We start from the raw sequence: 24,511 nt of genomic DNA on the forward strand, positions 1-24,511 counted from the left end.
CTCAGGTTTTTAATTAACCTGCTTTATTCGCCTCAAGCGCAGCGCTTAATGCGGCTGCTGGTTGGTAGCCTGGGATCATCGTGCCATCTTCTAAAATAATAGCCGGTGTACCACTAACACCAAAACTTTGGCCTAATTGGTAATGCTCTGCAACGGGTGCGCTACAATCTTTTACAATTTGTGTATCCGAGCCCGATTTAGCTTCAGTAAGTGCTTCTTGCTGATCTTTAGCACACCACACATTCATTAAATCAGCATAACCTGACCCCTGTAGGCCGCCACGTGGAAATGCGAGGTATTTAACCGTAATACCCGACTCAAGTAAGTCATCAAGCTCTCGGTGTAATTTACGACAGTAACCACAGCTAATATCTGTAAACACGGTAATGCTGTGTTTTTCTTCTGGCGCTTTATACACAATCATTGAATCTTCGTATTCTTTTAACCCTGATTGGCGCACACCATTAAGTGCTTGCTCGGTTAAATTATTACGGTTGTTTAAATCGATTAGCGTACCTTGCATTAAAAACTGACCGTCAGGGCTTGCATATAGCACCCCTTTATTGGTAATCAATTCTTTTAAGCCTGCAACCGGACTTGGGTTAATTTGTTTTACAGTTACTCCAAGCGCGGCAAATTTTGTCACGATAGGATCATTGGCATCGGGTGTTACTGCAACGCCATTAGCAAAAGCGCTCAAACTAGTGCACAACATGGCACCTGCTAACATTAATTTTTTCATAACGGGTTCTCTATCCTAAAAAATACTTATCTTATCGTGTCTATATGACCGGCTTAGTGACAAAAAAATTCGCTTAAGCACGAGGATGGTGCTCAGCATGCACCGATTTTAATCGCTCATTCGCTACATGCGTATAAATTTGGGTAGTTGATAGGTCGCTGTGGCCAAGCATCATCTGCACCACACGCAAGTCAGCCCCATGATTTAATAAATGCGTTGCAAATGCATGTCGCAAAGTGTGAGGTGATAACGGCGACTCAACGGATGCCAAAATAGCATAGTGTTTAATCCGATGCCAAAAAGTTTGTCGTGTCATGCCCACCCCACGTTTAGAGGGAAAGACAAAATCGGTGGCATGTTTTATCATTTGTGCTCGCCCAAGCTTTAAAAATTGCTCCAGCCAATACATAGCCTCTTCACCTAAAGGCACTAATCGCTCTTTATTTCCTTTACCTTTTACAAACACCACAGCTTGGCGCAAATTTATTTGCTCCATTCTCAGCCCTACCAGCTCAGTTACCCGCAAGCCCGTTGCATACAATAGCTCTAGCATGGCTTTGTCGCGCAGCCCCATTGGCTCTTCTATATTGGGGGCACTTAATAGTGCCTCTACTTCGGCTTCAGAAAGCGTTTTTGGTAATGATTGCCCCGCTTTAGGCTGAGCAATATTGACCATAGGTGAGTCGCTAATTATTTTTTCGCGTACAAAGTACTGATAAAAACGTTTTAATGCACTAATGCTACGCGCAGTACTGCGTGGCTTTAGCCCTAAATCAACACGGTGTGCCAAGTAACTTTCAACATCTAAGCTGGTTACCGTCATTAAGTTTTCGCCTTTTAAAAATTGGCAAAACTTATCTAAGTCACTGCGATAAGCGCTCAGTGTGTTTTCACTTACGCCTTGCTCTAAATAGAGGCTATCAAGAAAGGTTTCTAAAAAGTCGCTATTGCTGCTTAGCTCAGTATTTTGTTCAGGTAAATCGTCAGATAGCGTTGTCACGTTGTGATCTCATGTTGGTAATACCACGGGAGAAGGTATCAATTAAAAATACCTTACGGTAAACTTGAGCCTATCATAACAGGCAATTACACAGTGATAAATACGATGCAGATTGGTTTATTTTTTGGTTCTACTACCTGCTATACCGAAATGGCGGCAGAAAAAATACGCGATATTATTGGCGCCGACATTGTCAGCTTACATAATATTAAAGACGAGCCGCTTAAAAACGCTGAGCAATATGACTTTATCATTTTTGGTATTTCTACGTGGGACTTTGGCGAAATTCAAGAAGATTGGGAATCAAAGTGGGACGACATAAAAGACGTTGACCTAAATGGTAAAACTATCGCCTTATTTGGCATGGGCGATCAGCAAGGGTATGGCCAGTGGTTTCAAGATGCGTTAGGTATGTTGCACGATGAAATAAATGCCCAAGCCATTACTCAACTTGGCTTTTGGCCTAACGATAGTAATTACGAATTTGAAGCGTCTAAAGCCCTTACCGAAGACGGTAAACAATTTGTAGGTTTAGCATTAGACGAAGACAGTCAGTACGAGCTAAGCGACGAGCGTATTGCCACTTGGGTAGAACAAGTGATGACAGAGTACGCTGAAACCCTATAACTCAGCGTGCAAAGAGCGCTGCTATGCAGCGCTTTTTAATCCTTAACTACTCTACTTTTAACCAGTATTGGTTACGGTAAAAAAAGCCCACATAACCACGCACTTCTAACTGTTCACCATTTTGCTGCAAAGTTAGGCGCACGCTGTAGGTTTTACCATTATTGGGGTCGAGAATTTCACCGTCTTCCCAACTACCATCTCCGGCATAAGTCACATCTTCAATAATGGTCATGCCTAGCATCGGCTGATTCTTTTTATCACCACCACACTCGCTGCAAAGCGCATCTTGCTTATTTTTATTGAGTATTGTTTCAATTTTGCCAGTCAGTACGCCGTCTTGTTCAGTAATGCGTACATAAGACTTTGCTTCTTTGGTGTCTTCATTAATGGTTTTCCAAAGCCCTACAGGACTCATGTTTGCATGCGCACTATGGCTTATAAATAAAGCTGCAGCGAGAGTGCTTAGCAAAGTTAGTTTATTAAAGTTTTTCATTGAGTTGCTTTAATTTTAAATAGCGAATAAAACGATAATACCAGCTGATTTATAAACACACTATGAAATTACATAGCTAATTAGGTGCATGTAAAAAATAAAAACCAAGTGCGTTTTAACACACTTGGTTTTTAAATAATAATCACGTTTTAAAGTACATGATTAAAAGTGCATATTTAAAAATCACGTACCTCTACACTTGAGCTATTAAATTCAAACATATTAATTTTGCCGCACTGGGCCATATGGTTAGTGCTTGCATATGGGGTGTTTGCTTGATTTATATCGCCCTCCCACTCAGGGCCATTTTTTACAAATGCTTTGAGTTCAAACCAGCCGTTAACGGCTTTACTGCAATCCATATCAACATCAAGCATCCAGTAGTGTTCGCCCCATATGTTAAGTGGTGTAACGCCAAAACCATCATTATCTACCGTTTTTTGCGCGCCATATTCACTAGGCCATATATTAGTAGTCCAATCCATCGCGGTACCTTGCGCCTTACTGCTTTGACCTTGCTCAATACCATACCAATCTAGGTAATTATCGTTTGCTTTCCAAGGCAAAGTGGTGTTGTTTTTTAAATTGTTGTGACGAATAGGCATGGCACATTCAATGTTCGTTGTTTGGCAGTTTCTACCAAGGTTTGCATTCGCATAAATGTGATCTATTCCACCACGAACAAACATATCTTGCCCGCTTTGTGTTTGCGCATTGATAAAAACAACGGTTCTTTGCCAATCACCACCGTTATTAGGAAGCGAGCCTTGTAGTAATTTAGCCTTTTTATGAATAGCCATGGCATCCCATGGCGCCACATTTAAATTAATAGTGCCGTTACTATTAACTGTAATAACCTCACCACTACAGCTTTTAGCATCACTCGAAAGCTCACCTTTTAATACGTTACAGTACTGACCAGCAGCCATATCTGTTTGAACCGTTGAATTTAAGGTTGAGTCTTCTTTATTAATTGCCATATGGCCTGAGCTACCTCGCCCAAATGCAATCTGGTTATTGGTGTTATCCCACCAGTTTGTTACACCCCAGTTATCGGCAGTGTTATTTCTAAAATCAACACCACCAGCAATGTACGACCAACGATGCTCACACTTCCATTTGCTTGCAAAACACTCCAAGTTACCATTGTTGTGCACTGGCACACTTGGCCCACCTGCATCGGTATCACCATGAAAGTCATAACTCGACATGACTTTTGGATACCCATACGGATATGCCAACATAAAAACGTTAGCTAGATCGTATAAACGGCCATCTTCAAAAGTAATTACATTACCCGCACCACCATGCCCGCGTTGGTTATCATGGTTATCAACAAATACCACAGCTGACGAACTTGGCATAAAACCCCAACCTTCACCAAAATTACTTAGCCACGCAAGCGAGCCATTTCTAAACGTATTACCAAGTTGGGTACTATATTTAAACTCAGTAACTAAACCTGTACTTAAATACTCTGAAGCATCTACCGCTTCAGTACCTTGATCTATCACCTCATGAAACACCACTGGCGAACCATTTATTTTAGCCATTAGACTTTGAATATCGATTGCAGCAACATGCTTAGCAGCATCAAACCTAAAGCCTTTAACACCTAAAGCTTGCAGGTCATTAATATAGGCCGCTAACGTATTTTGCACATAAGTTGAAGCGGTATTTAAATCGGCAAGCCCTACCAGCTCGCAATGTTGCACACGATAGCGGTTATTACCGTAATCTTCAGGGTTAATTGAGCAGCTTTGGTGAAAATCTTGTGGGCTATAAATAGGATATTGTTTATTACCAAAGTTATTACCGGCGGTACCAGTACCATTGCCTGCAGCCATATGGTTTATTAGCGTATCAACATATATATCTACGCCTGCCGAATTACATCGATTAACCATATCTATAAACTGCGTCCGGTTCCCGCCACGGCTTTGCAGTTGGTAGCTCACAGGTTGGTAGCGAGTCCACCATTGATTACCTGTAATATGCTCGTTAGGCGGAGATACCTGTACAGCAGCATACCCTTTGGGCCCTAAAAACTGTTCACATTCTTGGGCTATATCTTGCCAGTTCCATTCAAATAGATGCACAAATGTTGTAGGTGCAGCCATAGCTAAGCTTGGTAAAGTTAAGCCAAGGCTTAATCCTGCAGTGGTGATTATTTTATTCAGCTTCATAGTGTGTGTTCCAAGTGTTGAGCGAGTTAAACAACATACTCGACGTTATTTACAAGTGGTTAACACTAGTCTGGTGATTGATTAAATAAAAACTGAATACGTATGCATAATGGGTAAATTATCTTTCTTTTTAAATAACTAAGCTCAATTTATAGCTTACATCTTTAAATAAAATGCTTTGCAAAGCCCGACATAATCAGCTGTGTAGGTGTTGTTTTCATCTTTTATGCAAAGCACTGTTTGTTGTAATTCTGTTTTGATTGAGCTAAAGCGCATTAAGCTACGACTGAACACTTTACTCGGTGTAGTTTTTACTTTGCAATGCGCGTTTAAATACAGCCCTTGTTGCTGCGCCAAGGTTATAAATAACTGTGCCTCTTTGCTGGGTAAAATTAAATTAAAGTGTGCCTGTTTATGCGTTAAGCGTTTAAACGCAGCAATCAGTTCTGCAAAGCTTAAACCATCGGTATGGCGAGCGGCATTGCGTGCTGCATTATCACTTTTTAAACTGTGATTAAAATAAGGCGGATTAGATATAACGCAATCAAATTTAGTCTCAGCCGCAAAATGCTGAATGCCTTGATGATAAATACTAATATCAGGCCAAGGGCTTTGCTGGCAATTTTTTACAGCTTGCTGGTAGGCGGCTTCATCAACCTCAACCGCACTCACCTTTAAATCTGGCACTCGCTGTTTACACATTAACGCCAACAACCCCGTGCCTGTGCCAATATCTAATAACGAACTAGCATCGCTTAAATCAGCCCATGCCCCGAGTAAAATACCATCGGTAGAGACCTTCATGGCGCACTGGTCGTGCTCAACCTTAAATTGTTTAAATGCAAAACCAGACATTTTTTCACCTTTTCATTCACCAAGTAGATTTAAGTGCGTATAATTAACGGCAATTGTCCCCTATTTTTGACACTCTATGCAATTTTCTGAATTTGATCTTGATAATAAGCTACTCAATGCTATTAATAAAATGGGTTTTGAAACCCCTACTAGCATTCAACAACAAGCCATTCCTGAGGCGTTGCAAGGGCGTGATATTTTAGCGTCTGCACCGACAGGTACGGGTAAAACGGCGGCATTCTTAATTCCAGCAATTCAATATTTAATGGATTTCCCGCGTCGTGATCCGGGCTTTGCACGGGTATTAATTATGACCCCAACTCGCGAGCTTGCTTATCAAATTCATGAACAATGTGAGTTACTTGCAAAACAAACCCACTTAAAAATTGGGGTGGTTACCGGCGGTATTAATTACGGTACACACAAAGAAATTTTTGAAAATAATAACGACATTTTAATCGCCACACCTGGGCGTTTAATGGAGTATTTGGAAACTGAAAACTTCCACGCAGAAAACGTAGAAATGCTCATTCTTGATGAAGCCGACCGCATGCTCGACATGGGCTTTCGTAAAGAAATGCTGCGTATTTGTGATGAAGCTAAAAACCGTCGTCAGTGCTTTTTATTCTCAGCTACTCTTGAAGGTGACAGCGTAGAATTATTTGCAGAGCGTATTTTAAACGACCCGGCTCTACTTGAAGCCGAATCATCACGCAAAGAAAAAGCTAAAATACATCAATGGGTTCATTTAGCTGACGATTACCATCACAAGCTTGAGCTATTAGTTAACACCTTAAACGGCCCTGATGTTAGTAAAGCGATTGTGTTTGTAAAAACTCGTGAGCGCCTTGAAACCCTTATTGGTGAACTAACCAATAACGGCGTTAAAGCTGCGTGGCTACGTGGTGAAATGCCACAAGATAAACGCATGAAAGCGATGGAAAATTTCCACAGTGGCAAAACCCGCATTTTAGTCGCGACCGATGTAGCCGCGCGTGGTATTGATGTAGCTGATATAAGCCACGTAATTAACTTTGATATGCCTCGCACTGCAGATGTTTACGTACACCGTATTGGCCGTACAGGTCGCGCGGGTAAAAAAGGCATAGCAATTTCACTAATTGAAGCACACGATATTGGCATCCTTTACAAAGTAGAACGTTACATAGAGCAGAAGCTAAAACGCCGTGTATTTAAAGGATTAGAGCCAAAACATAAAGAAGCTAAGCCACCAGTTAAAAAGCGTAAAGATCCAGTAAAAATGAAAGCGAAGAAAAAAGCCAAAGCTAAAAAGAAAAAATAGCTTTAGCTTTAGTACATTTGATTGAGCCGACGTTTGTCGGCTTTTTTGTGGCTTAAAAACAGTGAGTAAGCAATTCAGAGTAATATGTAAAAACTACTTAGCTGAATAACCACTTAATAAAATACCCAATTATTTCAAACAGTTAAATTTGGAATGAAACTTGTAACCCTAGTCAATATATGAGTATTAAAACGCCAAATAACGGCGATAATTTTTCAAAACACATTAAGGATATAGTTATGAGTCGCATTAAATTTACTATCGGTTTTATTTCGTTTTGTTGTTTATTTTTATTAGTCTCTGCTTTTAAAGTTAGTGCAGCAACGCATTTAGCGATAGTGAGTAGTGTGGCCACACAAGCTACTTTACAGCAATCTATTACTCATGAATTACGTACTAACCCAAACCTAGAATTAAAAAATTTAAACGTACAGGTTGAAAATGGCGACGTTGAACTTAAAGGCAAAGCTAATAACGGTTTTGAACGTGCTCTTGCACAAAAATTTTTAGAAAATATGGATGGGGTTAAAGTCATTCGTAACAAAATTAGTGTGATTTAATACATCTCCTTCTTAACTTATTCTTCAGCGCTGCTTGTTGCTCCAACACAAGCGGCGCTTTTTATGGCCTGCAAGATATAATTTAATGCAGAACATACTCCCGAGCCAGTATAAATAGCTTGATTAAAAGCCTTTTAGTTTACGCGCCAATCGCGACGCTCATTGCAGCTACTTATACCATTGAATCCTTTACTCAAAGACACTTCTATATAGGGCTTGCATCAAGCTTGAGAACATATTCGATTAATTAAATAATCTATTTTGAAATGAGAAACCTTATCGATATAGTTTTCTAATTGAGACGCTTTTAACTTAGTTAACGCAAGGCTTTAGTTACTTCCGAACATCAATTAATTATAATAAAAAGCGCGTTTTTACTTTGTAAAAACGCGCTGATAGTCAGTAAGTTTTTCCTACCGCTTTACCCTTGTAAATTTAAAATTAATTGCTTTCCTGGCTTGTATCAGTGTTGCTATCAGCCTCTTTACTAGTTGACTGCTGACTTATTTTATCGCTTATCATGGCATCGAGTTTTTCACCGCCTTTAATACCGAAATCCAACGTACGAATAGGAAACGGAATACTTATATCAGCAGCATCGAGTGCTTGCTTTACTGCCACAACACCTTTGTGACGCACCGTCATAAAATCGGGCTCACCAGGGTATTTAATCCAAAACCATACCAATAAGTTTATACTGCTATCACCAAAGCCTTCTGCGTACACCGCGGTCTCATCTTTGCGGATCACAAAGTCGAATTGATTAATTTTTTCGACAATAACTTCACTGGCTTTTTCTATATCGTCAGCGTAAGAAATACCTACTGGTACTTCTATTCTTCTGACCCCTAAAGTGCTGTAATTACGCAGTACATTTCTAAATAGTATTTTATTAGGAACCAGTATCAACTGCCCGTAAAAGCTCTCTATTAGTGTGTTACGTAAATTTATTGAATGCACTGAACCAAATACGTTATCGGTCTCGATAACATCACCCGCTTTGAACGGTTTACGAATACCCATAGCAATACCCGCAATTAGGTTTTCGGTCATATCTTGAAAAGCAAAACCAATGGCGAGACCAACAATACCTGCACCCGCAAGTAGTGACGTAACGGTACTTTTTAAACCCATAAAATCAAGGGCAATAAAGACTCCTACACTCAAAACAATGACTTTAAAAATGGAGGCCATTAAGTCGGCAATTTGAGTAGAATCGAGGGAACGACGCAATACTTTTTTCATTCCTTTGCCTGCAAGGCGGGCAATAAATGAAAATATAATCGCAATAATCACCGCGACTATAAAGTTAGGGATATGACTTATAACAACATCAAACCAACCGCCGAGCTTCTCTTCTATGAGTTTTTCGGCTTCTGTAATTGAGGGAATTGAGAGCATTTGTTTTTATACCTTAGTTTGGGTTAATAACCTAAGGTCTGCAAAAATAGCGCCAAAATAAAAAGCCATGCAATGCATGGCTTTTTAAACATTTTAAAAAAGTGTGTTAGCTTTGCTCTTCGCGCAAAAATACCGGTTCAAGTTCTTTAGTGGTTGCTTCTGAGCTAAAGTAATAACCGGCCACGGTAAACTCTTTAAGCTGACTTAATTGCGTGACTTGGTTTTCGATAAGGTAACGCGCCATCATGCCGCGCGCTTTTTTAGCGTAAAAGCTAATCACTTTATATTGGCCGTTTTTACAGTCTTTAAAATGTGGCGTAATAATTTGTGCGTTAAGCGTTTTTTTATCTACCGCTTTAAAGTATTCGTTAGACGCTAAATTAACTAAGTATTGTGCATCTTGTGCCGCTAAAACGTCGTTAAGTTTATTAGCAATAATACTGCCCCAAAACTCATATAGGTTTTTACCACGGCTGTTTTCAAGCTTTGTACCCATTTCCAGGCGGTAGGCTTGCATTAGATCAAGCGGTTTTAATAATCCGTATAAACCCGAGAGTATACGTAAATGCTCTTGAGCATAATCAAGTTGCTTAGCCGTTAGGGTGTCGGCATCTAAACCGCCATATACATCGCCATTAAAGGCAAGCACAGCCTGTTTAGCATTACTCGTAGTAAACGGTTGCGCCCACTCACTAAAACGTGCTGCATTAAGGCCCGCGAGCTTATCGCTAATTTTCATTAAACTGCCAATCTGCGCAGGAGTTAGTTCACGGCATACTTTCATGAGCGCTTCGCTGTGCTCAAGTAATTCAGGTTGAGTGAACTTATCTGTTGCGGGTGGCGTGTCGTAATCAAGATTCTTTGCTGGTGAAATAACAGTGATCATAGTTAGCTATTGACTTGTAAATTATTTAATGTCAATTTCAACATTAAATGAGACGAAAAGCACGTTTTGTTTAAAATTATCCTACCTAAAACTCAACCGTTACCGTTTTTTCATTGATAAGGACATAAGACCTATCAAGCATTGTCACACTGTTGCAGTATAGCTATATTAAGGTAGTTTAGATTTTCTTTTAACTTGCTTGGAATGAGGAAAAGCAAATGACTAGCGCTCTACAAAGGCTTAAACAACATTCTTCTATCGTGGCCGACACGGGCGATATAGAAGCCATAAAAAAACATCAACCTGAAGATGCGACTACCAATCCATCGCTGCTTTTAAAAGCGAGCGAGATTGAAGCTTACAAACCTTATCTAGATAAAGCATGGCAATACGCTAAAGAAACCGAGCAACAGCCTGCAAAACAACTAGAGCTGGCTTGTGATTATTTTGCAGTATTACTTGGTAAAGAAATTAGCGAAATTGTACCGGGTTATATTTCTACTGAAGTTGATGCACGTTTATCATTTGATACTCAAGCAACAATTAATAAAGCACATACGCTATTGAGCCTTTACGAAAAAGAAGGCGTAAGCAAAGACAAGATTTTAATTAAAGTAGCGTCAACATGGGAAGGCATTAAAGCCGCAGAACAGTTAGAAAAAGAAGGCACTAAATGTAACTTAACGCTTTTATTTAGTGATGCTCAAGCCCGTGCCTGTGCTGATGCAAACGTATTTTTAATTTCGCCATTTGTTGGCAGAATTTTAGATTGGCACGTAGCAAACGGTATGGAAAAACCAACCGACCCGCTACAAGATCCTGGTGTACAATCGGTGCGTAGTATTTTTGAGTTTTATAAACGTCACGATTACAAAACGGTTGTTATGGGCGCAAGCTTTCGTAACACCGGCGAAATTATTGCCCTTACAGGCTGCGATAAGCTAACAATTAGCCCTAATCTTTTAGAAGAGCTAGGTAATTTAGAAGACGCACAAGAATACTTACTAGAGAGCGATATTGCTAAAGAGCCAAAACCAGAGCCACTTAGCGAAGCACAGTTCCGTTGGTTACATAACCAAGATGCTATGGCTACTGAGAAACTAGCTGAAGGTATTCGCTCATTTGCAGATGCGCAAGAGCAATTAGAAGCACGCTTTAAAGCGATGTAACTAACAGCTGTTTAACGAATTTAAAAACGTCGCTTTTTAGCGACGTTTTTTTGTGCCTGCGATTTATTTTAAATACTCGACTTGTTCCTATTTACGTTCTTTTTGTATTGATCTTCATCAAAACACCACCCATTAGTAACAGTTTCGTCACATTTATATTCTATTTTATTAATAGCTGTGGTATAGATAATGCCGAGGTTCAAAAAGTGGTCAATAGGAGATAATCAATGGATAGCCTAAACGAAATAATAGAAATATTAGAAGGTTCTGATACATCGAAAAAAACCTCTCAAAAAAATAAAAAAAGAAAATGGCGCGAAATAGAAGCAATAAAAGATAAGCAACGTTTGCGCAAAGAACTACAGGAGCTCGACTATTTTGCTGATAGTATTGCTATTGATGAGTTAGAGTTTTAATCAACAACAGCAACTAAAAAGGCTTTCATTTATGAAAGCCTTTTTTAATACCAATTACCCTATACTTGCCAATTAATGGGCTGTGCTCCTTGCGCTATTAACAGCTCATTGGTTTTTGAAAAGTGCTGACAGCCAAAAAAGCCGCGATGCGCTGAAAGCGGTGAAGGGTGCGGCCCAGACAATACATGATGGCGCTGGCGATCAATGCTTTTACCTTTTTTTTGTGCATGTGCGCCCCACAAAATAAACACCACTCCTTGGCAATGCTCATTTATATGAGTAATTACGTTATCGGTAAATTGCTCCCAACCTAAATGTTTATGGGAATGGGCTTGCCCTTGCTCTACTGTTAGTACGGTATTAAGCAAAAACACACCTTGATCTGCCCAGCTTTGTAAATAGCCATGCTCCGGTGTAATAAAACCATTAATGTCCGTCACTAACTCTTTATAAATATTTTTAAGTGAAGGCGGGAGCTTTTTAACTTCAGGCAATACAGAAAAACACAAGCCATGCGCTTGCCCTTCTCCATGGTAAGGGTCTTGACCTAATATAACCACTTTAATGTCACTAAGTGGAGTTGCATCAAACGCGTTAAACACCTGCGGTTCTGGTGGAAACACAGCAATACCGTTTGATCGTTTATTCGCAACATATTCAAGGGTTTGCTGCATATATGCTTGGCTAAGTTCGTGATTTAAAAAAGATGACCAGTTGCTCATAATTGACTCTTAATAAGTTCTCTAGATACCTCAACTTTGTCACACATTTGTGCTAATCCATCAAGCATTCTAGGGGAAAAACGATGTAATAAATCCGCGTTAACGCTAATAAATTGCTCATATTTAACCGCCGGAATTTCAGGCCATTGCTGCCAATTAACTGTAGGTATTACCCGTTTTGATTTTTCATCAGGAATAATAATAACTTGTGGCTTAGTCACTATCACGTTTTCAATACTGATTTGTGGGTAATCTGTGTCGCTGTCGGCAAATACATTAGTTACTTGGCAGGTTTCGATTAACTGATTTATCCAGGTATTTTTTGATACCGTCATCATAGGCTCAGGCCACAGCTGATAAAACCCAGTAAGCGTGGTTTTATTATGCTGCGCGGCTTTAATTGCGTTGAGCTTAGCTGTAAATGCCTCTGCTACCTTTTTACTTTGCTCAATACGACCCGTTAATTGACCTAGTTTTAGTATTTCTTTAGCAACGCCTTCAATAGAGCGTGGATTACTTAAATGCAATTCAATCCCTAGTCGCTTAATTTGTGCTAAATCTTCTGCCTGATTACCGCTTTTCCACGCAATGACCATGTCAGGCTTGAGCATGAGTAACTTTTCGATAGAAATGCCATTATAGCCGCCGATACGCTCAATTTTAGTCGCCTCTTGTGGGTAATCTGCGTAATCCAGCGTGCCCACTATTAGATCACCCGCCCCAATGGCATATAAATTTTCGACTATGTGTGGTGCCAAAGCCACAATACGAAGCGGCTTGTCGGCTAAGGCTTGAGGTACATAAACAGCAAACAATAACAGCCCAAGAATAATGCGTTTTAACATTAGTAATCAAAGCCTTTTAGTGCTTTTACGCCCGACTCAAACGCATGCTTTACATTACGCACTTCACTTACGGTATCGGCCAGCTCAATTAAGGTACGGTGCGCAGCACGGCCAGTAATAATTACCGATTGCATTGCAGGTCGGTTGTTAATTGCAGCAACCACTTCCTCAAGGTCGATATAGCCATAGGTCACCATATAGGTGAGCTCATCGAGTAATACCACATCGATACTGCTGTCGCTTAGCATCCGCTTTGACTCTTGCCATGTTGCTTGTGCTGCCGCAGTATCGGCCTCTTTATTTTGCGTATCCCAAGTAAAACCTGTGTTCATAACAGCAAATTCAACTCCAGCACCTTGTAGTAAATTACGCTCACCACATTCCCATGTACCTTTAATGAACTGACATACCGCGGCCTTTTTACCATGGCCAACACAGCGTGCAACCACACCAAAACCAGAGGTTGATTTACCTTTGCCATTACCAGTAATAACCTGAAAAATGCCTTTTTCTTGCTGTGCCGCTGCTACTCGAGCATCAACTTGTTCTTTTACTTTTTGCTGGCGCTGTTGGTGCTTGTCGTTTGTTGATTCAGTCATTGTTATGTCCTTGGTAAATTTTAATAATTTGTTCAATGTTTAAATGTGTTTGGCACATTTCAGCGAGGCGTTCTAGCTGGCGCTCGCGATGCTCATTGATGCTGATACCACTAATTTCACTGTCTGGTTTTAGCCACTTTAATAGCAGCTCTGTAGCGGCTGCGTTGTCAAATAAGCCATGTAAATAAGTACCAGCAATGGCATTATCGTCACTAATAAAACCATCCGTAGTAAAGCCATTGGGGTGTTTATTAAAGTGAATAAGTGGTTTATTGAGCGCTTGACCTTTACTGATCCCAGCATGTATTTCGTAACCCTGACAAGCAACCTGCTGCTGGTTTAAACTAATAGTGGCGTTTACTTGGCTTAGCACTTTTTGTTCACCTAATGTGGTATCAAAATCACTAAGCGCTAACCCAGCTATTTGCCCTAATGATGATTCCACCGCATTAGGGTCACAAATCGTATTACCTAGCATTTGCATACCGCCGCAAATACCCAATACTTTGCCACCATAGCGTAAATGGCGTTTAATTTGCTTATCCCAGCCTTCATTTTTTAAAAATACCAAATCGCTGAGTACATTTTTACTGCCAGGCACAATAATTAAATCAACATCAGGAATTGTTTGAGTATGGCGCACATAGGTTATATTTATATTTGGGTGTAATCGCAGTGCATCAAAATCGGTATGGTTACTAATATGAGGCACTAGCAGCACCGCAATATTAATGCTGGCTTCGGTCACATTATTATCTATGGCAACGGCATCTTCGGCATCAAGTGCTAAATCGTGTAGGTAGGGTAACACCCCTAACACAGGTTTACCTGTATACTCTTCAAGCCAATCTAACCCGCCTTGTAATAGGCTAATGTCACCACGAAAACGGTTAATCACAAAGCCTTTTACCCGTGCTTGCTCTGATTCGCTTAATAGCGCCAAAGTCCCTACTAGGTGAGCAAACACACCCCCTTTATCAATATCAGCAATAATAATAACCGGGCAATCAACCTTTTCGGCGTAGCCCATATTGGCGATATCGTTTGCGCGTAAGTTAATTTCAGCTGGGCTACCAGCCCCTTCAACCAACAATAAGTCAAAGCGTTTAGCTAAACGATTATGCGAGGTTAATACCGCTTCCATAGCCACTTTTTTATAGTCATGGTAAGAGTCGGCTTCCATATTGCTAATAGCCCTACCATGAATAATAACTTGCGCGCCGGTATCACTATTGGGTTTGAGTAATATCGGGTTGAAGTCTATTTCAGGTGCTACTTTTGCCGCAACGGCTTGTAATGCTTGTGCTCTACCAATTTCACCGCCATCATGAGTTACGGCACTATTAAGCGCCATATTTTGCGGTTTAAACGGCGCAACATTAACACCTTGATTAGCAAACACTCTGCAAAGTGCTGCAACCAGGGTACTTTTACCCGCATCTGAGGTAGTGCCTTGTACCATTAGTGTTTTCATTATTGAACCACCAGCTGACGCTTACGAAAATACAATATACTTAAAAAGAATAGACTGCCGATAGCCGCCGTGATCACTCCGATTGGCAACTCTTGATTACTTAATAGTGAGCGAGCGAGCACATCGACCCACACCATAAATATTCCCCCGACTAATCCAGTCATTAATAATCCAACGCGGCTACCTTGAGAGATAAAAAAGCGCACTATGTGTGGCACCATCAAGCCAACAAAACCAATACCACCACAGTTGGCAACTAACACGGCCGTGATCAACGAGCTTAAAATAAGCATTAAAATTCTAAAACGATGTACTCTTACGCCAAGCGTTGTCGCACTTTCATCGCCTAACAACATGGCATTAAGCTGACGCCTAAAACCCAACATGATTATTGTACAGACTATAATGACTAAGACAGGTAATAGCAGCGACTGCCACTGTGCTTTAGCAAAACTACCTAAAGTCCAAAATAAAATAGCCGCGACTGCTTGTGGATCGCTCCAATAAAGTAACAAACTAGTAAAAGCACTAAATAAAAATGATAAGGCTACCCCCGCCAATAACATCGATTCAACTTGGGCATTACGCTGGCTGCCAGCAATTAAAATTAATAATCCCATCGCCACTAAACTACCGGTTAATGCCGCCCCAGATAGCGCAATACCCGCCCCTGCTCCCACAAAAGACATTAGTATAACCACACCTAATGAAGCGCCGGACGAAATACCAAATAAGTAAGGATCTGCTAAGGGGTTACGGGTGACTGTTTGTAGTATTAAACCTGCAATCGCTAAGCCACTCCCAGCTAAAAAAGCCAGTAAAGTACGTGGCATTCTTAATTCAATAATAATACGGCTGGTGAATAAAGCCTCGTTTGAAAAGGTTAAGCTTTGATATACATCTGCGAGCGACGTGGGTGCCGCACCAAAACTCAGTGCAATAAATAAACTTAATAGTGCGCATAGTAGCGCAGCGATTAATGCAACGGTATGGTTAGAAAAAACCGTCATATTATTGGTATCCATAATAATAAGTAATATGAGGAATAGCCTCACCCGAAGCTGCTGATTGAGGGTGAGTGCTCACTTGTGCACAAACGCCAAACACCTCATCCAGTATCTGCTCAGTGACCACTTTATTTGGCTTACCTGCATCAACAACTTTTCCATTTTTAATAACCACTAACTCATCACACATAGCAGCAGCTAAATTTAAGTCATGAAATGACGCAAATACCGTGATCCCTAGAGATTTAGCCAGCTCCATCAGTTGAATTTGATATTTCACATCAAGGTGACTAGTTGGTTCATCCATAATAAGAAGTTGCGGTTGCTGCACAATAGCGCGGGCAATAAAGGCTCGTTGCTTTTCACCGCCAGATAGCGAATCAAATAATTGAGTACTATGAGATTCAAGCCCCACATGGCTAATAGCCTGAGCTATTTTTTGTTTATCTGCTTGGGTGGTCGAACTGAATAGCGTTTTATGTGGCGTAAGCCCTAGAGCCACAACATCGAATAACGAGAGGTTAAATTGCGACGGTGTTTCTTGTAGCACAACGGCAACTTGCTTGGCGTAGTCTTCGCTTTTTAGTTGCCAAATATCGGTGTTATTAAATTTAACCTCTCCCGCTGACGGCTGATTAAATCGATACAAGCAACGCAGTAAACTCGATTTTCCCGCACCATTAGGACCAATTAAGCCAACAAACTTGCCACGCTCAATACTCAAATTAATATGCTCAAGGATTAAGGTGTTACCCACTCGCCAAGAGACATTATTAACGGTTAGAAGTGCAGTTTTTTTAGCGGTTTGAGTGTGCAAAAAATTATCCTAGGCAGGGAAAACCCACACTCAGTACCACAAGTACCAAAAAGAAAATGAGTTAACCCGCTCGTTATATGAAGTTTTAAGGCACTTGTATCTGACTTACAGTAAAACTGATTACAGTTACGGGTATAGTTGAGGAGTTTCACCTCATTCCAAATGCTTGGCTATTATGCGCAGATAAGTAAATAATTTAAAGCAAAAAAAACCGCACTCAGCTGAGTGCGGTTAAAAGGGAGTGTTTTAACTAAGGTTTAGTTAAAACTTATATTCCATACCTAAACCTAGGTAATCTTGGTCAACGTTGTTGTCCATATCAAAACTTGAGTAAAAGCCAAACACCTTAAGATTTTTGTTTAGCTTGTGATCAACACCTACCGATACTGCACTTTTATCATCGCTGTCATCAAAATCCATTGTTTGATATTGCACTTTAAAAGTGTTGCTACCCATTAGGTAAGCTGCATTCACTAAGTAACCGTCAGCTTCAGCGCTACCGTCTACTTTTTCTTGTGTTTGGTACATTGCACCAAGTCTAAAGTCTTCAATTTTACCTTGAACTGTTGCACGTACTACGTCGTAACCATTTACTTCACTATCAGCAGCAACAGCAGCGTATACAGCGCTCTTTTTAAGGCCAGCATCACCATAAGTTAACGCCACTGAGTAACCATTTTTGGCATCTTTATCATCTTCTGCAATAAATGAAGCTAATACTTTAAAGCCTTCATATGAGTTTGAAGCGTAAGATACTGAGTTACCTAAGCGGTTTTCACCTTTAAACGTGTTTTTAATATCACCTTCAAGGTCATTAAATAAATCAAGTTTACCTTGCGCCTGCTTTAGCGCGGTATCGTTACGGCCTATTACTACCTGACCAAATGAACCTTTAAAACCTACATATTGATTACGCGCTGAAATATTATCTTTATCGCCTTTTGAGTCAGCGTCCGACACATCAACCTGAAACTCAAACTTATAAACAGCTTCTAAACCGTCTGAAATTTTTTCAGACCCCTTAAGTCCGAAACGAGATGCATTACTTTTAATTTCAGTAAACGACCCTTCTCCATCATCAGATGATTGAACGGTTACATTCGCTTTACCGTAAATGTCTACTTCTGCAAGCGCATTAAAAGATAAACCACTAAGTAAGGCTAGGCATAGGCTCGATTTTGCAAATTTCATGTTATTTCCTCGATAAACACAATAGACTAATTTTTAAAACAGCAGCAGTGTGTCACCGCTAAATGACAAAAATATTACAAAGGACATATTTTTGTCTTTTTAAGTTAATAAAACTGCATTAAATCTGAAATCAAAATAACATCTAAAATATACCGTCTAACGACTACTTACTTTGTTTCAGTAAACTCGGTGTCATTTGCGACAGCAAATTAACCAGAGTTTCTATTAACTCTTTCTGTTCGTTATCTCTATGATAGGCAACAAATACATCTCTTGACGTATTTTCTACCCCTTTTACATGAAAAAGTTCGCCTTTTTCTAAATGGTCTTTAACTAATACCTGTGGAATAAACGCACTGCCGCCACATTGCAGTATTAAATCAAGGGCTATACGTCCGGTACTGGTTCTAAAATAAGGCGGCGTTTTACCGGTAAACTGACGGGCGTGCCAAAGAGAAAACGTAGTTCCCCAATCAACATAAACATATTGATTATCAAAAAAGTTATCGCCTGTTGCGGTATCGTAGCCACTAACCGGAATAATAGGTAGTTCACAAATTCGTTCAACAACGAGTTCGTCTACTTTTGGTGGATCAAATAAAATGGCTAGATCAAGGGTGCGCTCTAATAGTAATCGAGTACTCTCTTGTTGTGCTTTTACCTCTGCCACCAAAGATACACCGGGCATAGCCGATACTATATTTGTAATACCAAACTGTAAAAACGCATCCCAAATATTAGGAGTCCCAGCCAAGCTGATTTGCTTATGCATATTATCTGCAAGTGCAACATCCACTTTGGCCCTTTGCATTCCAGTAATAATCATTTGTGCATGCGGCAACAAGCGCTCACCCGGAGCCGTTAGTTGAATATTATTGCGCTGGCGAATAAATAAATTTACGCCTAAGCCCTGCTCTAATTGACGAATTCGAAAACTCACTGCAGACTGCGTTATGTATAGGTTTTCTGCCGCTTTACCAAAATGGCGAGTACGCACCACTTCAACAAATGTTTTTAATAAATCTATGTCCAATTTTTTATCCTCACGATAAAAATTTTTTGTTTAAAAAAATAGCGATTATGACCCATACTCCAGCTAATAATTGGTATGAGGGTACAGCTATGAGCAATGATATTTCACTACTTCGTCAAGCATTTGTTAGTCAACGTCAGTTTTATGATGATCAAAACTTTCCACGCGGATTTAGCCGCAGCGGACACTTTACCTTGTTAGAGGCAAGTATTTTAGAACAGCACGGTGTTGTTTTAAAAAGTTTGTATAACAAAACAGTTGAGCCGCAAAACGAATATCAACAACAATTTGTAAATGCAATAAGTGGCATCATAGAGCCAAGTAACCCCATTGAGCGAGCATGGGTTAAATACTTAAAGCTAACAACCTGCAAAACAAAATTTCATACATTATTTGGTCGCTCAAAAATTTCAGGGCCAACACCAATCAGCCAAGATTATTATTCTGAGGCTGACAATCTATAAGTCATTACAATAGTTGCTTTTTGGCGTTTTAGCAGTTACAACTTGTATAAGCAAACACTTTTGCAAAATTTAAACAAGGCTGTTACGTGACGCACAGAATACTTATTATTGAAGACACCCCTACTATTGCGCGAGTGCAAAAGCATATCGCGCAAAAAGCGGGCTACGAGGTTGATATTGCTCAGTCGCTGGCTGAGACTAAAGAGCTGATAAGTAAACATGCTTATTTTTGCGCAGTGGTAGACTTTATATTACCTGATGCCCCACAAGGGGAAGCGGTTCCCTGCACCGTTGCAGCAGATATTCCTACCATAGTTATGACAGGCAATATCGATAATCAAACTCGCGATACCGTCGAAAAATACCCTATTATTGATTACATTATCAAAGGCAATAAACAAGCTTACGAATATTTAGAAAAGCAGCTTTATCGCCTACCTCGAAATAAGCAGGTAAAAGTACTGGTTGTTGATGATTCAGCTTCAACACGCCAATATATTTGTAATTTATTAACACGTCATAAATATCAAATCTTTCAAGCAGCCGATGGCCTAGAGGCGCTTAAAGAGCTTGAAAACACCCCTGACATCTCTGTGATCATTACCGATAAAGAAATGCCTAACATGGGCGGTATTGAGCTATGTAATGAAATTAGGCGCATTTATAGTAATGACGAAAAAGCTGTTATTGGTATCTCAGGCGCTACATCGTCTAATTTGTCTGCTTTATTTCTAAAAAATGGAGCAAACGATTATCTATATAAACCTTTTAACAGTGAAGAATTTTACTGCCGGTTGAGCCAAAACGTCGATATGCTAGAGCATATCGAAACTATAAAACGCCAAGCCAATACCGACTATTTAACTAAACTCCCTAATCGCCGTTACTTTTTTGAAGAGGCTAATAAGTCATTAAAGCAGTTTAAAAAAGCAAAAATGCCGGCACAGCTCGCCATGCTTGATATTGACCATTTTAAAGCGATTAACGATACCTATGGTCATGATGCCGGAGATGAAGTGCTTAAAGGGCTTGCGATATGCTTTAATAAATATTTTGAAAACCAATTGGTTGCCCGTTTAGGCGGAGAAGAATTTGCGGTATTTTTTACTGAGCTAACCGAACAGGAGGCGCTAAAACGACTAGAGAGCTTCAGGCTTTTTATTGAGCTTAACAGTCATGAATTCAGTCAAGCAAACATCAAGTTTACGCTGTCGATAGGCTTCAGCAACAGTAAAACCTATCAGATTGACGAGCTATTAAAACAAGCCGACTTAAAGCTCTACAAAGCCAAAGAGTCGGGTCGTAATAAAGTGGTTTAGTTTTTAAACCACACCAGAGGCTACAATGGCCGCTTTTCTGCGTTTTCGCGATTGATGGTATGAGTCCCAACTAAAAATAGCCAATGCGCTCCAAATACACGCAAAGGTAATTACGCGCTCAGCATCAAACACCTCACCATAAAATACCACCGCTAAAATAAACATTAGGCTAGGCCCTATATACTGAAAAAACCCTAACGTTGTATATTGCAAACGCTTAGCCGCGCCGGTAAAACACAGCAGTGGCAGCGTAGTTACTATGCCCGCGCTCACCAATAATGCATTAGTTAGCCAATCATTCGCTGGTAAATTTGACGTTTCAGTCGGTACCATTAGCCACCAATAGGTAAGCGCCACGGGTAACAATATTAATGCCTCAATTAAAATCCCAGGCAGAGCATCAACTTGTAGCTTTTTACGTAATAAGCCATATAGTGCGAAAGATGTCGCTAATGAAAACGCTACCACGGGGAATGAGCCAAAACTAATTAGCTGTAACAACACGCCTGTAAAAGCTAAAGCAACAGCAACACCTTGCAACTTACGTAATCGTTCGTTTAAAAACACCATACCAAGCAACACATTCAATAGAGGATTAATGTAGTAACCTAGGCTGGCATCCAACATGTGATTGTTATTGATGGCCCAAATAAACAATCCCCAGTTAAACCCTAGTAAGGTCGAGGTAACAACTAACATCAAAATAAGTTTAGGTTGGATTAAAATGCGTTTAATTTTATCCCAGTAGCTGAGCACACTCACCACCACAATAAGAAACACCACTGACCAAATAACACGGTGCATTAAAATTTCAAATGCTGACACATGTTGGATCATCTTAAAATAAATGGGTGCGAGGCCCCACATAAAAAAAGCGAGGCAGGCAAAAATAGCACCCTTTCGCTGCTCGGTATCAATCGACATAGTAACCACTTGGTGATTTAAAAGGCCGTCAGTTTAACCCCCTCTCACTTTTTAGCCAACTAAATACGTGCCCGTTCCAAAAGCAATTTGTACTGACTTCTCGTTGTGCAACTCCATTCGACACACGCATACTTTATTTCCTGAGCGAATCAGCTTAGCACTAGCAATAAATACCTCGCCTTTGCCTGGACGTAAATAGTCGGTGCGTAAATCTATTGTCCCCAGTGTGGCTAACTTTTTATGTACACTGGGTAAATCTGCATCGTCTAGTTTTCCTATAACGCTGGCGGCAGCAAGCATTCCACCCACATTATCAAGTACCGCCGAAATAACCCCACCATGGAGAATTTTTTGCGCAGGGTTGCCTATTAATACATCTTGCCAAGGAAAGGAGATTTTAGCTTGTTCAGTACTAAGTGACTCCACCGCTATTTTTAAAAACTGGTTAAAAGGCATATTATTTACAAACAATGCCCCAACTTGTTCAATCAACATTTCTTTATTCATTATTATTCTCTATGTTTAAGGTGGTACGATGAGTAAAGCACAACTTAAAGCTGTTGTAACCTCCTCGATTATCATTACCGATGTTTACACCAAATAATGAAAGCTAAAGACATACTGATAAAAAACCACTAAAATAGCGCCGATGAATACACTAACTCCCTCTCCAAATACGCTGGTGCGTAAACCTGAAACTGTACTCAAACAAGTGTTTGGTTACAGCGAATTTCGCGACGGTCAAAGTGCAGTAATCGATGCTGCGATTAACGGCCAAGACTCGTTAGTATTATTGCCTACCGGTGGTGGTAAATCGGTGTGTTACCAAATACCCGCACTAGTATTAGAGGGGGTAACCATTGTTATCTCTCCGCTCATTTCTTTAATGCAAGATCAAGTAACTCAGTTACAAGCTCTAGGCGTAAAAGCCGCTTATATAAATAACAGCTTAGCCCGTGAAGAACAGCAGTTAGTCTATCAGCAGTTGCATCAGGGGCTAATAAAATTACTTTATGTTGCCCCAGAGAAAGTACTACAAAGGGAATTTTTAGAGCGCTTATCGCATTTAAATGTCAGTTTGTTTGCTATTGATGAAGCACACTGTGTTTCTCATTGGGGACATGACTTTAGACCTCACTATTTTAGATTAAATGAATTAAAGCAACGCTTTACACATGTACCTATGATGGCACTCACTGCCACCGCTGATAAAGCCACCCGCTTTGATATTGTTGAGCAACTCAAGCTACAGCAGCCTTATATTCATACCGGCAGCTTTGACCGCCCTAATATTCGTTACACCATAGAAGAGAAATTTAAACCTATGGTGCAATTACTGCGCTATTTGAAAGAACAAAAAAATCAAAGTGGCATTATTTATTGCACCAGTCGAAAGCGGGTTGATGATATTGCTGAAAAGCTTGCCGATGCAGGCCTTAATGCGGCTGCTTATCATGCGGGAATGAGTAACGAACAGCGTCAATTTGTGCAAACTGGATTTGCCCGCGACGATATTCAAATTGTGGTTGCCACCGTTGCCTTTGGTATGGGAATTAACAAGCCTAACGTACGTTTTGTATTACATTACGACATTCCAAAAAGTATTGAAGCGTATTATCAGGAAACCGGTCGCGCTGGACGTGATGGACTCGCTGCAGAAGCCATTATGTATTTTGACCCCGCTGATATAGGTCGGGTTAGACGCTTTTTTGAAGATATTGACGATGAACAACGCCGTCGTGTAGAAGAGCAGCGTTTTAATGCCATGGCCAGTTTTGCCGAAGCGCAGACTTGCAGACGTCAAATATTATTAAACTACTTTAGTGAATACCAACGAGAGCCGTGCGGTAACTGCGATATTTGCTTAAATCCACCAAAAAGCTTTGATGGCACACTGGTGGCCCAACAAGCTCTTTCGTGTGTGTATCGGGCACAGCAACGATTTGGCTTAGGTTACATTGTAGAGTTATTACGCGGCGCAAATACCAGCCGCATTCGTGATAACAACCATCATGAACTCAGCACCTATGGCATAGGTAAAGATAAAAGCAGTGAGTTTTGGCTCAGTATTTTACGCCAACTTATTCACCAAGGGCTACTAAGCCAAGATATAACCCAAGGCGCATCACTACGGCTTACCGAAGCTGCACGCGCTATTTTAAAGAGTGAGTATGCGCTACAACTGGCTGAACCACGCCTACAAGCTAAGCACGTTTATCAGGATAAATTAGCGCAGTTTAATTACGATAAAAAGTTATTTGCTCGCCTACGTGCATTACGTAAAGAATTAGCCGATGCCGATGACGTACCCCCTTATGTAGTATTTAACGATAAAACGCTGGCCGAAATGGCGCAGCTTATGCCTACCAACGACAGTGAATTTTTAAAAGTGTCGGGGGTTGGTTTTACTAAATTAAACAAATATGGCGGTGAGTTTTTAACCGCAATTCGACATTATCTAGCAACGCAATAAGCCCC

Annotated in this window: 25 protein-coding genes and 1 riboswitch; of the genes, 8 read left to right on the plus strand and 17 right to left on the minus strand. The window is 40.4% G+C overall.

The window, feature by feature from the left end:
- Nucleotides 1-13: 13 nt before the first annotated feature.
- Together dsbC and xerD are read right to left on the minus strand one after the other, a co-directional pair.
- Nucleotides 14-742, minus strand: coding sequence for a bifunctional protein-disulfide isomerase/oxidoreductase DsbC (dsbC, locus tag FLM47_RS12690; protein WP_138606619.1), 729 nt, complete (start codon nt 740-742; stop codon nt 14-16).
- A 73-nt stretch (nt 743-815) separates the two neighbouring features.
- Nucleotides 816-1,742, minus strand: coding sequence for a site-specific tyrosine recombinase XerD (gene xerD / locus FLM47_RS12695; protein WP_008110662.1), 927 nt, complete (start codon nt 1,740-1,742; stop codon nt 816-818).
- Between the two features lie 105 nt (nt 1,743-1,847).
- On the opposite strand from xerD, the gene fldB reads away from it, so the two are divergent.
- Nucleotides 1,848-2,369: a flavodoxin FldB gene (gene fldB / locus FLM47_RS12700; protein ID WP_008467792.1), complete on the plus strand. Its 522-nt coding sequence runs from the start codon at nt 1,848-1,850 to the stop codon at nt 2,367-2,369.
- A gap of 46 nt (nt 2,370-2,415) precedes the next feature.
- On the opposite strand, the gene FLM47_RS12705 is transcribed toward fldB, so the two are convergent.
- The 3 genes from FLM47_RS12705 to FLM47_RS12715 form a co-directional block, all read right to left on the minus strand.
- Entirely contained in the window at nt 2,416-2,862 is a 447-nt protein-coding gene (locus FLM47_RS12705) for a DUF2147 domain-containing protein (protein ID WP_178956554.1), read from the minus strand.
- A 176-nt stretch (nt 2,863-3,038) separates the two neighbouring features.
- Nucleotides 3,039-5,048, minus strand: a complete 2,010-nt coding sequence (locus FLM47_RS12710; RefSeq protein ID WP_178956555.1) for an alpha-amylase family protein — start codon at nt 5,046-5,048, stop codon at nt 3,039-3,041.
- Between the two features lie 156 nt (nt 5,049-5,204).
- Nucleotides 5,205-5,903 (minus strand): tRNA1(Val) (adenine(37)-N6)-methyltransferase, encoded by a 699-nt coding sequence (locus tag FLM47_RS12715; protein ID WP_178956556.1) that lies wholly within the window; start codon nt 5,901-5,903, stop codon nt 5,205-5,207.
- Nucleotides 5,904-5,979: 76 nt separating this feature from the next.
- Between FLM47_RS12715 and srmB the strand changes: the two genes are divergently transcribed.
- The gene (gene srmB, locus FLM47_RS12720) at nt 5,980-7,206 is read left to right on the plus strand and encodes an ATP-dependent RNA helicase SrmB (protein ID WP_010391528.1); all 1,227 of its coding nucleotides are present in this window, start codon (nt 5,980-5,982) and stop codon (nt 7,204-7,206) included.
- 239 nt (nt 7,207-7,445) lie between these two features.
- A complete protein-coding gene (locus FLM47_RS12725) occupies nt 7,446-7,766 on the plus strand; it encodes a BON domain-containing protein (RefSeq protein ID WP_178956557.1) in 321 nt (106 codons plus the stop codon).
- Between the two features lie 441 nt (nt 7,767-8,207).
- On the opposite strand, the gene FLM47_RS12730 is transcribed toward FLM47_RS12725, so the two are convergent.
- Both FLM47_RS12730 and yaaA read right to left on the minus strand, forming a co-directional pair.
- Nucleotides 8,208-9,167, minus strand: a complete 960-nt coding sequence (locus tag FLM47_RS12730) for a mechanosensitive ion channel family protein (protein WP_138606631.1) — start codon at nt 9,165-9,167, stop codon at nt 8,208-8,210.
- 106 nt (nt 9,168-9,273) lie between these two features.
- Nucleotides 9,274-10,053: a peroxide stress protein YaaA gene (gene yaaA, locus FLM47_RS12735; RefSeq protein ID WP_013465813.1), complete on the minus strand. Its 780-nt coding sequence runs from the start codon at nt 10,051-10,053 to the stop codon at nt 9,274-9,276.
- Between the two features lie 218 nt (nt 10,054-10,271).
- On the opposite strand from yaaA, the gene tal reads away from it, so the two are divergent.
- The gene (tal, locus tag FLM47_RS12740; RefSeq protein WP_008110647.1) at nt 10,272-11,222 is read left to right on the plus strand and encodes a transaldolase; all 951 of its coding nucleotides are present in this window, start codon (nt 10,272-10,274) and stop codon (nt 11,220-11,222) included.
- A 227-nt stretch (nt 11,223-11,449) separates the two neighbouring features.
- Entirely contained in the window at nt 11,450-11,638 is a 189-nt protein-coding gene (locus FLM47_RS12745) for a DUF3545 family protein (protein WP_008110646.1), read from the plus strand.
- A gap of 59 nt (nt 11,639-11,697) precedes the next feature.
- Here the strand turns inward: FLM47_RS12745 and ung are convergent, their stop codons facing one another.
- The 8 genes from ung to FLM47_RS12785 all read right to left on the minus strand — a co-directional run bounded on the left by ung (nt 11,698) and on the right by FLM47_RS12785 (nt 19,326).
- A complete protein-coding gene (gene ung / locus FLM47_RS12750; protein ID WP_016900536.1) occupies nt 11,698-12,360 on the minus strand; it encodes a uracil-DNA glycosylase in 663 nt (220 codons plus the stop codon).
- On the minus strand, nt 12,357-13,205 hold the full coding sequence (locus FLM47_RS12755; RefSeq protein WP_178956558.1) for a cobalamin-binding protein: 849 nt from the start codon (nt 13,203-13,205) through the stop codon (nt 12,357-12,359). Before FLM47_RS12755 ends, ung begins: the two co-directional genes overlap by 4 nt.
- On the minus strand, nt 13,205-13,804 hold the full coding sequence (gene cobO / locus FLM47_RS12760; RefSeq protein WP_010391538.1) for a cob(I)yrinic acid a,c-diamide adenosyltransferase: 600 nt from the start codon (nt 13,802-13,804) through the stop codon (nt 13,205-13,207). The genes FLM47_RS12755 and cobO overlap by 1 nt, the downstream gene beginning before the upstream one ends.
- Nucleotides 13,797-15,278 carry a cobyric acid synthase gene (locus tag FLM47_RS12765; RefSeq protein WP_178956559.1) on the minus strand — a complete coding sequence of 494 codons (1,482 nt, stop codon included), beginning with the start codon at nt 15,276-15,278 and terminating at the stop codon, nt 13,797-13,799. Before FLM47_RS12765 ends, cobO begins: the two co-directional genes overlap by 8 nt.
- The gene (locus FLM47_RS12770) at nt 15,278-16,288 is read right to left on the minus strand and encodes an iron ABC transporter permease (protein ID WP_178956560.1); all 1,011 of its coding nucleotides are present in this window, start codon (nt 16,286-16,288) and stop codon (nt 15,278-15,280) included. Before FLM47_RS12770 ends, FLM47_RS12765 begins: the two co-directional genes overlap by 1 nt.
- A 1-nt stretch (nt 16,289) precedes the next feature.
- The gene (locus tag FLM47_RS12775) at nt 16,290-17,102 is read right to left on the minus strand and encodes an ABC transporter ATP-binding protein (protein WP_178956561.1); all 813 of its coding nucleotides are present in this window, start codon (nt 17,100-17,102) and stop codon (nt 16,290-16,292) included.
- Between the two features lie 73 nt (nt 17,103-17,175).
- A riboswitch (cobalamin riboswitch) is annotated at nt 17,176-17,306 on the minus strand.
- Nucleotides 17,307-17,363: 57 nt separating this feature from the next.
- The gene (locus tag FLM47_RS12780; RefSeq protein ID WP_010391543.1) at nt 17,364-18,293 is read right to left on the minus strand and encodes a porin; all 930 of its coding nucleotides are present in this window, start codon (nt 18,291-18,293) and stop codon (nt 17,364-17,366) included.
- A gap of 163 nt (nt 18,294-18,456) precedes the next feature.
- Complete coding sequence (locus tag FLM47_RS12785; RefSeq protein WP_008467766.1) at nt 18,457-19,326, minus strand: LysR family transcriptional regulator; 870 nt, start codon at nt 19,324-19,326, stop codon at nt 18,457-18,459.
- 89 nt (nt 19,327-19,415) lie between these two features.
- On the opposite strand from FLM47_RS12785, the gene FLM47_RS12790 reads away from it, so the two are divergent.
- Nucleotides 19,416-19,790, plus strand: coding sequence for a DUF413 domain-containing protein (locus FLM47_RS12790; protein WP_138606645.1), 375 nt, complete (start codon nt 19,416-19,418; stop codon nt 19,788-19,790).
- Nucleotides 19,791-19,876: 86 nt separating this feature from the next.
- Nucleotides 19,877-21,109, plus strand: coding sequence for a response regulator (locus FLM47_RS12795; RefSeq protein ID WP_138606647.1), 1,233 nt, complete (start codon nt 19,877-19,879; stop codon nt 21,107-21,109).
- Nucleotides 21,110-21,112: 3 nt separating this feature from the next.
- On the opposite strand, the gene rarD is transcribed toward FLM47_RS12795, so the two are convergent.
- Nucleotides 21,113-22,033 carry an EamA family transporter RarD gene (rarD, locus tag FLM47_RS12800; RefSeq protein ID WP_178956562.1) on the minus strand — a complete coding sequence of 307 codons (921 nt, stop codon included), beginning with the start codon at nt 22,031-22,033 and terminating at the stop codon, nt 21,113-21,115.
- 51 nt (nt 22,034-22,084) lie between these two features.
- The gene (locus FLM47_RS12805) at nt 22,085-22,540 is read right to left on the minus strand and encodes a thioesterase family protein (protein WP_171039605.1); all 456 of its coding nucleotides are present in this window, start codon (nt 22,538-22,540) and stop codon (nt 22,085-22,087) included.
- A gap of 142 nt (nt 22,541-22,682) precedes the next feature.
- On the opposite strand from FLM47_RS12805, the gene recQ reads away from it, so the two are divergent.
- Nucleotides 22,683-24,506, plus strand: coding sequence for a DNA helicase RecQ (gene recQ / locus FLM47_RS12810; protein ID WP_054201899.1), 1,824 nt, complete (start codon nt 22,683-22,685; stop codon nt 24,504-24,506).
- The last annotated feature ends 5 nt before the right edge of the window (nt 24,507-24,511 follow it).

The organism is Pseudoalteromonas sp. Scap06, assembly GCF_013394165.1.
In the GTDB taxonomy this organism is placed as follows: Bacteria; Pseudomonadota; Gammaproteobacteria; order Enterobacterales; family Alteromonadaceae; genus Pseudoalteromonas.

Excerpts from the sequence above, each read along its gene's own strand:
- dsbC (WP_138606619.1), bottom strand. The coding sequence starts at position 742 with ATGAAAAAATTAATGTTAGCAGGTGCCATGTTGTGCACTAGTTTGAGC.
- fldB (WP_008467792.1), top strand. The coding sequence starts at position 1,848 with ATGCAGATTGGTTTATTTTTTGGTTCTACTACCTGCTATACCGAAATG.
- FLM47_RS12705 (WP_178956554.1), bottom strand. The coding sequence starts at position 2,862 with ATGAAAAACTTTAATAAACTAACTTTGCTAAGCACTCTCGCTGCAGCT.
- FLM47_RS12710 (WP_178956555.1), bottom strand. The coding sequence starts at position 5,048 with ATGAAGCTGAATAAAATAATCACCACTGCAGGATTAAGCCTTGGCTTA.
- FLM47_RS12715 (WP_178956556.1), bottom strand. The coding sequence starts at position 5,903 with ATGTCTGGTTTTGCATTTAAACAATTTAAGGTTGAGCACGACCAGTGC.
- srmB (WP_010391528.1), top strand. The coding sequence starts at position 5,980 with ATGCAATTTTCTGAATTTGATCTTGATAATAAGCTACTCAATGCTATT.
- FLM47_RS12725 (WP_178956557.1), top strand. The coding sequence starts at position 7,446 with ATGAGTCGCATTAAATTTACTATCGGTTTTATTTCGTTTTGTTGTTTA.
- FLM47_RS12730 (WP_138606631.1), bottom strand. The coding sequence starts at position 9,167 with ATGCTCTCAATTCCCTCAATTACAGAAGCCGAAAAACTCATAGAAGAG.
- yaaA (WP_013465813.1), bottom strand. The coding sequence starts at position 10,053 with ATGATCACTGTTATTTCACCAGCAAAGAATCTTGATTACGACACGCCA.
- tal (WP_008110647.1), top strand. The coding sequence starts at position 10,272 with ATGACTAGCGCTCTACAAAGGCTTAAACAACATTCTTCTATCGTGGCC.
- FLM47_RS12745 (WP_008110646.1), top strand. The coding sequence starts at position 11,450 with ATGGATAGCCTAAACGAAATAATAGAAATATTAGAAGGTTCTGATACA.
- ung (WP_016900536.1), bottom strand. The coding sequence starts at position 12,360 with ATGAGCAACTGGTCATCTTTTTTAAATCACGAACTTAGCCAAGCATAT.
- FLM47_RS12755 (WP_178956558.1), bottom strand. The coding sequence starts at position 13,205 with ATGTTAAAACGCATTATTCTTGGGCTGTTATTGTTTGCTGTTTATGTA.
- cobO (WP_010391538.1), bottom strand. The coding sequence starts at position 13,804 with ATGACTGAATCAACAAACGACAAGCACCAACAGCGCCAGCAAAAAGTA.
- FLM47_RS12765 (WP_178956559.1), bottom strand. The coding sequence starts at position 15,278 with ATGAAAACACTAATGGTACAAGGCACTACCTCAGATGCGGGTAAAAGT.
- FLM47_RS12770 (WP_178956560.1), bottom strand. The coding sequence starts at position 16,288 with ATGACGGTTTTTTCTAACCATACCGTTGCATTAATCGCTGCGCTACTA.
- FLM47_RS12780 (WP_010391543.1), bottom strand. The coding sequence starts at position 18,293 with ATGAAATTTGCAAAATCGAGCCTATGCCTAGCCTTACTTAGTGGTTTA.
- FLM47_RS12790 (WP_138606645.1), top strand. The coding sequence starts at position 19,416 with ATGAGCAATGATATTTCACTACTTCGTCAAGCATTTGTTAGTCAACGT.
- rarD (WP_178956562.1), bottom strand. The coding sequence starts at position 22,033 with ATGTCGATTGATACCGAGCAGCGAAAGGGTGCTATTTTTGCCTGCCTC.
- FLM47_RS12805 (WP_171039605.1), bottom strand. The coding sequence starts at position 22,540 with ATGAATAAAGAAATGTTGATTGAACAAGTTGGGGCATTGTTTGTAAAT.
- recQ (WP_054201899.1), top strand. The coding sequence starts at position 22,683 with ATGAATACACTAACTCCCTCTCCAAATACGCTGGTGCGTAAACCTGAA.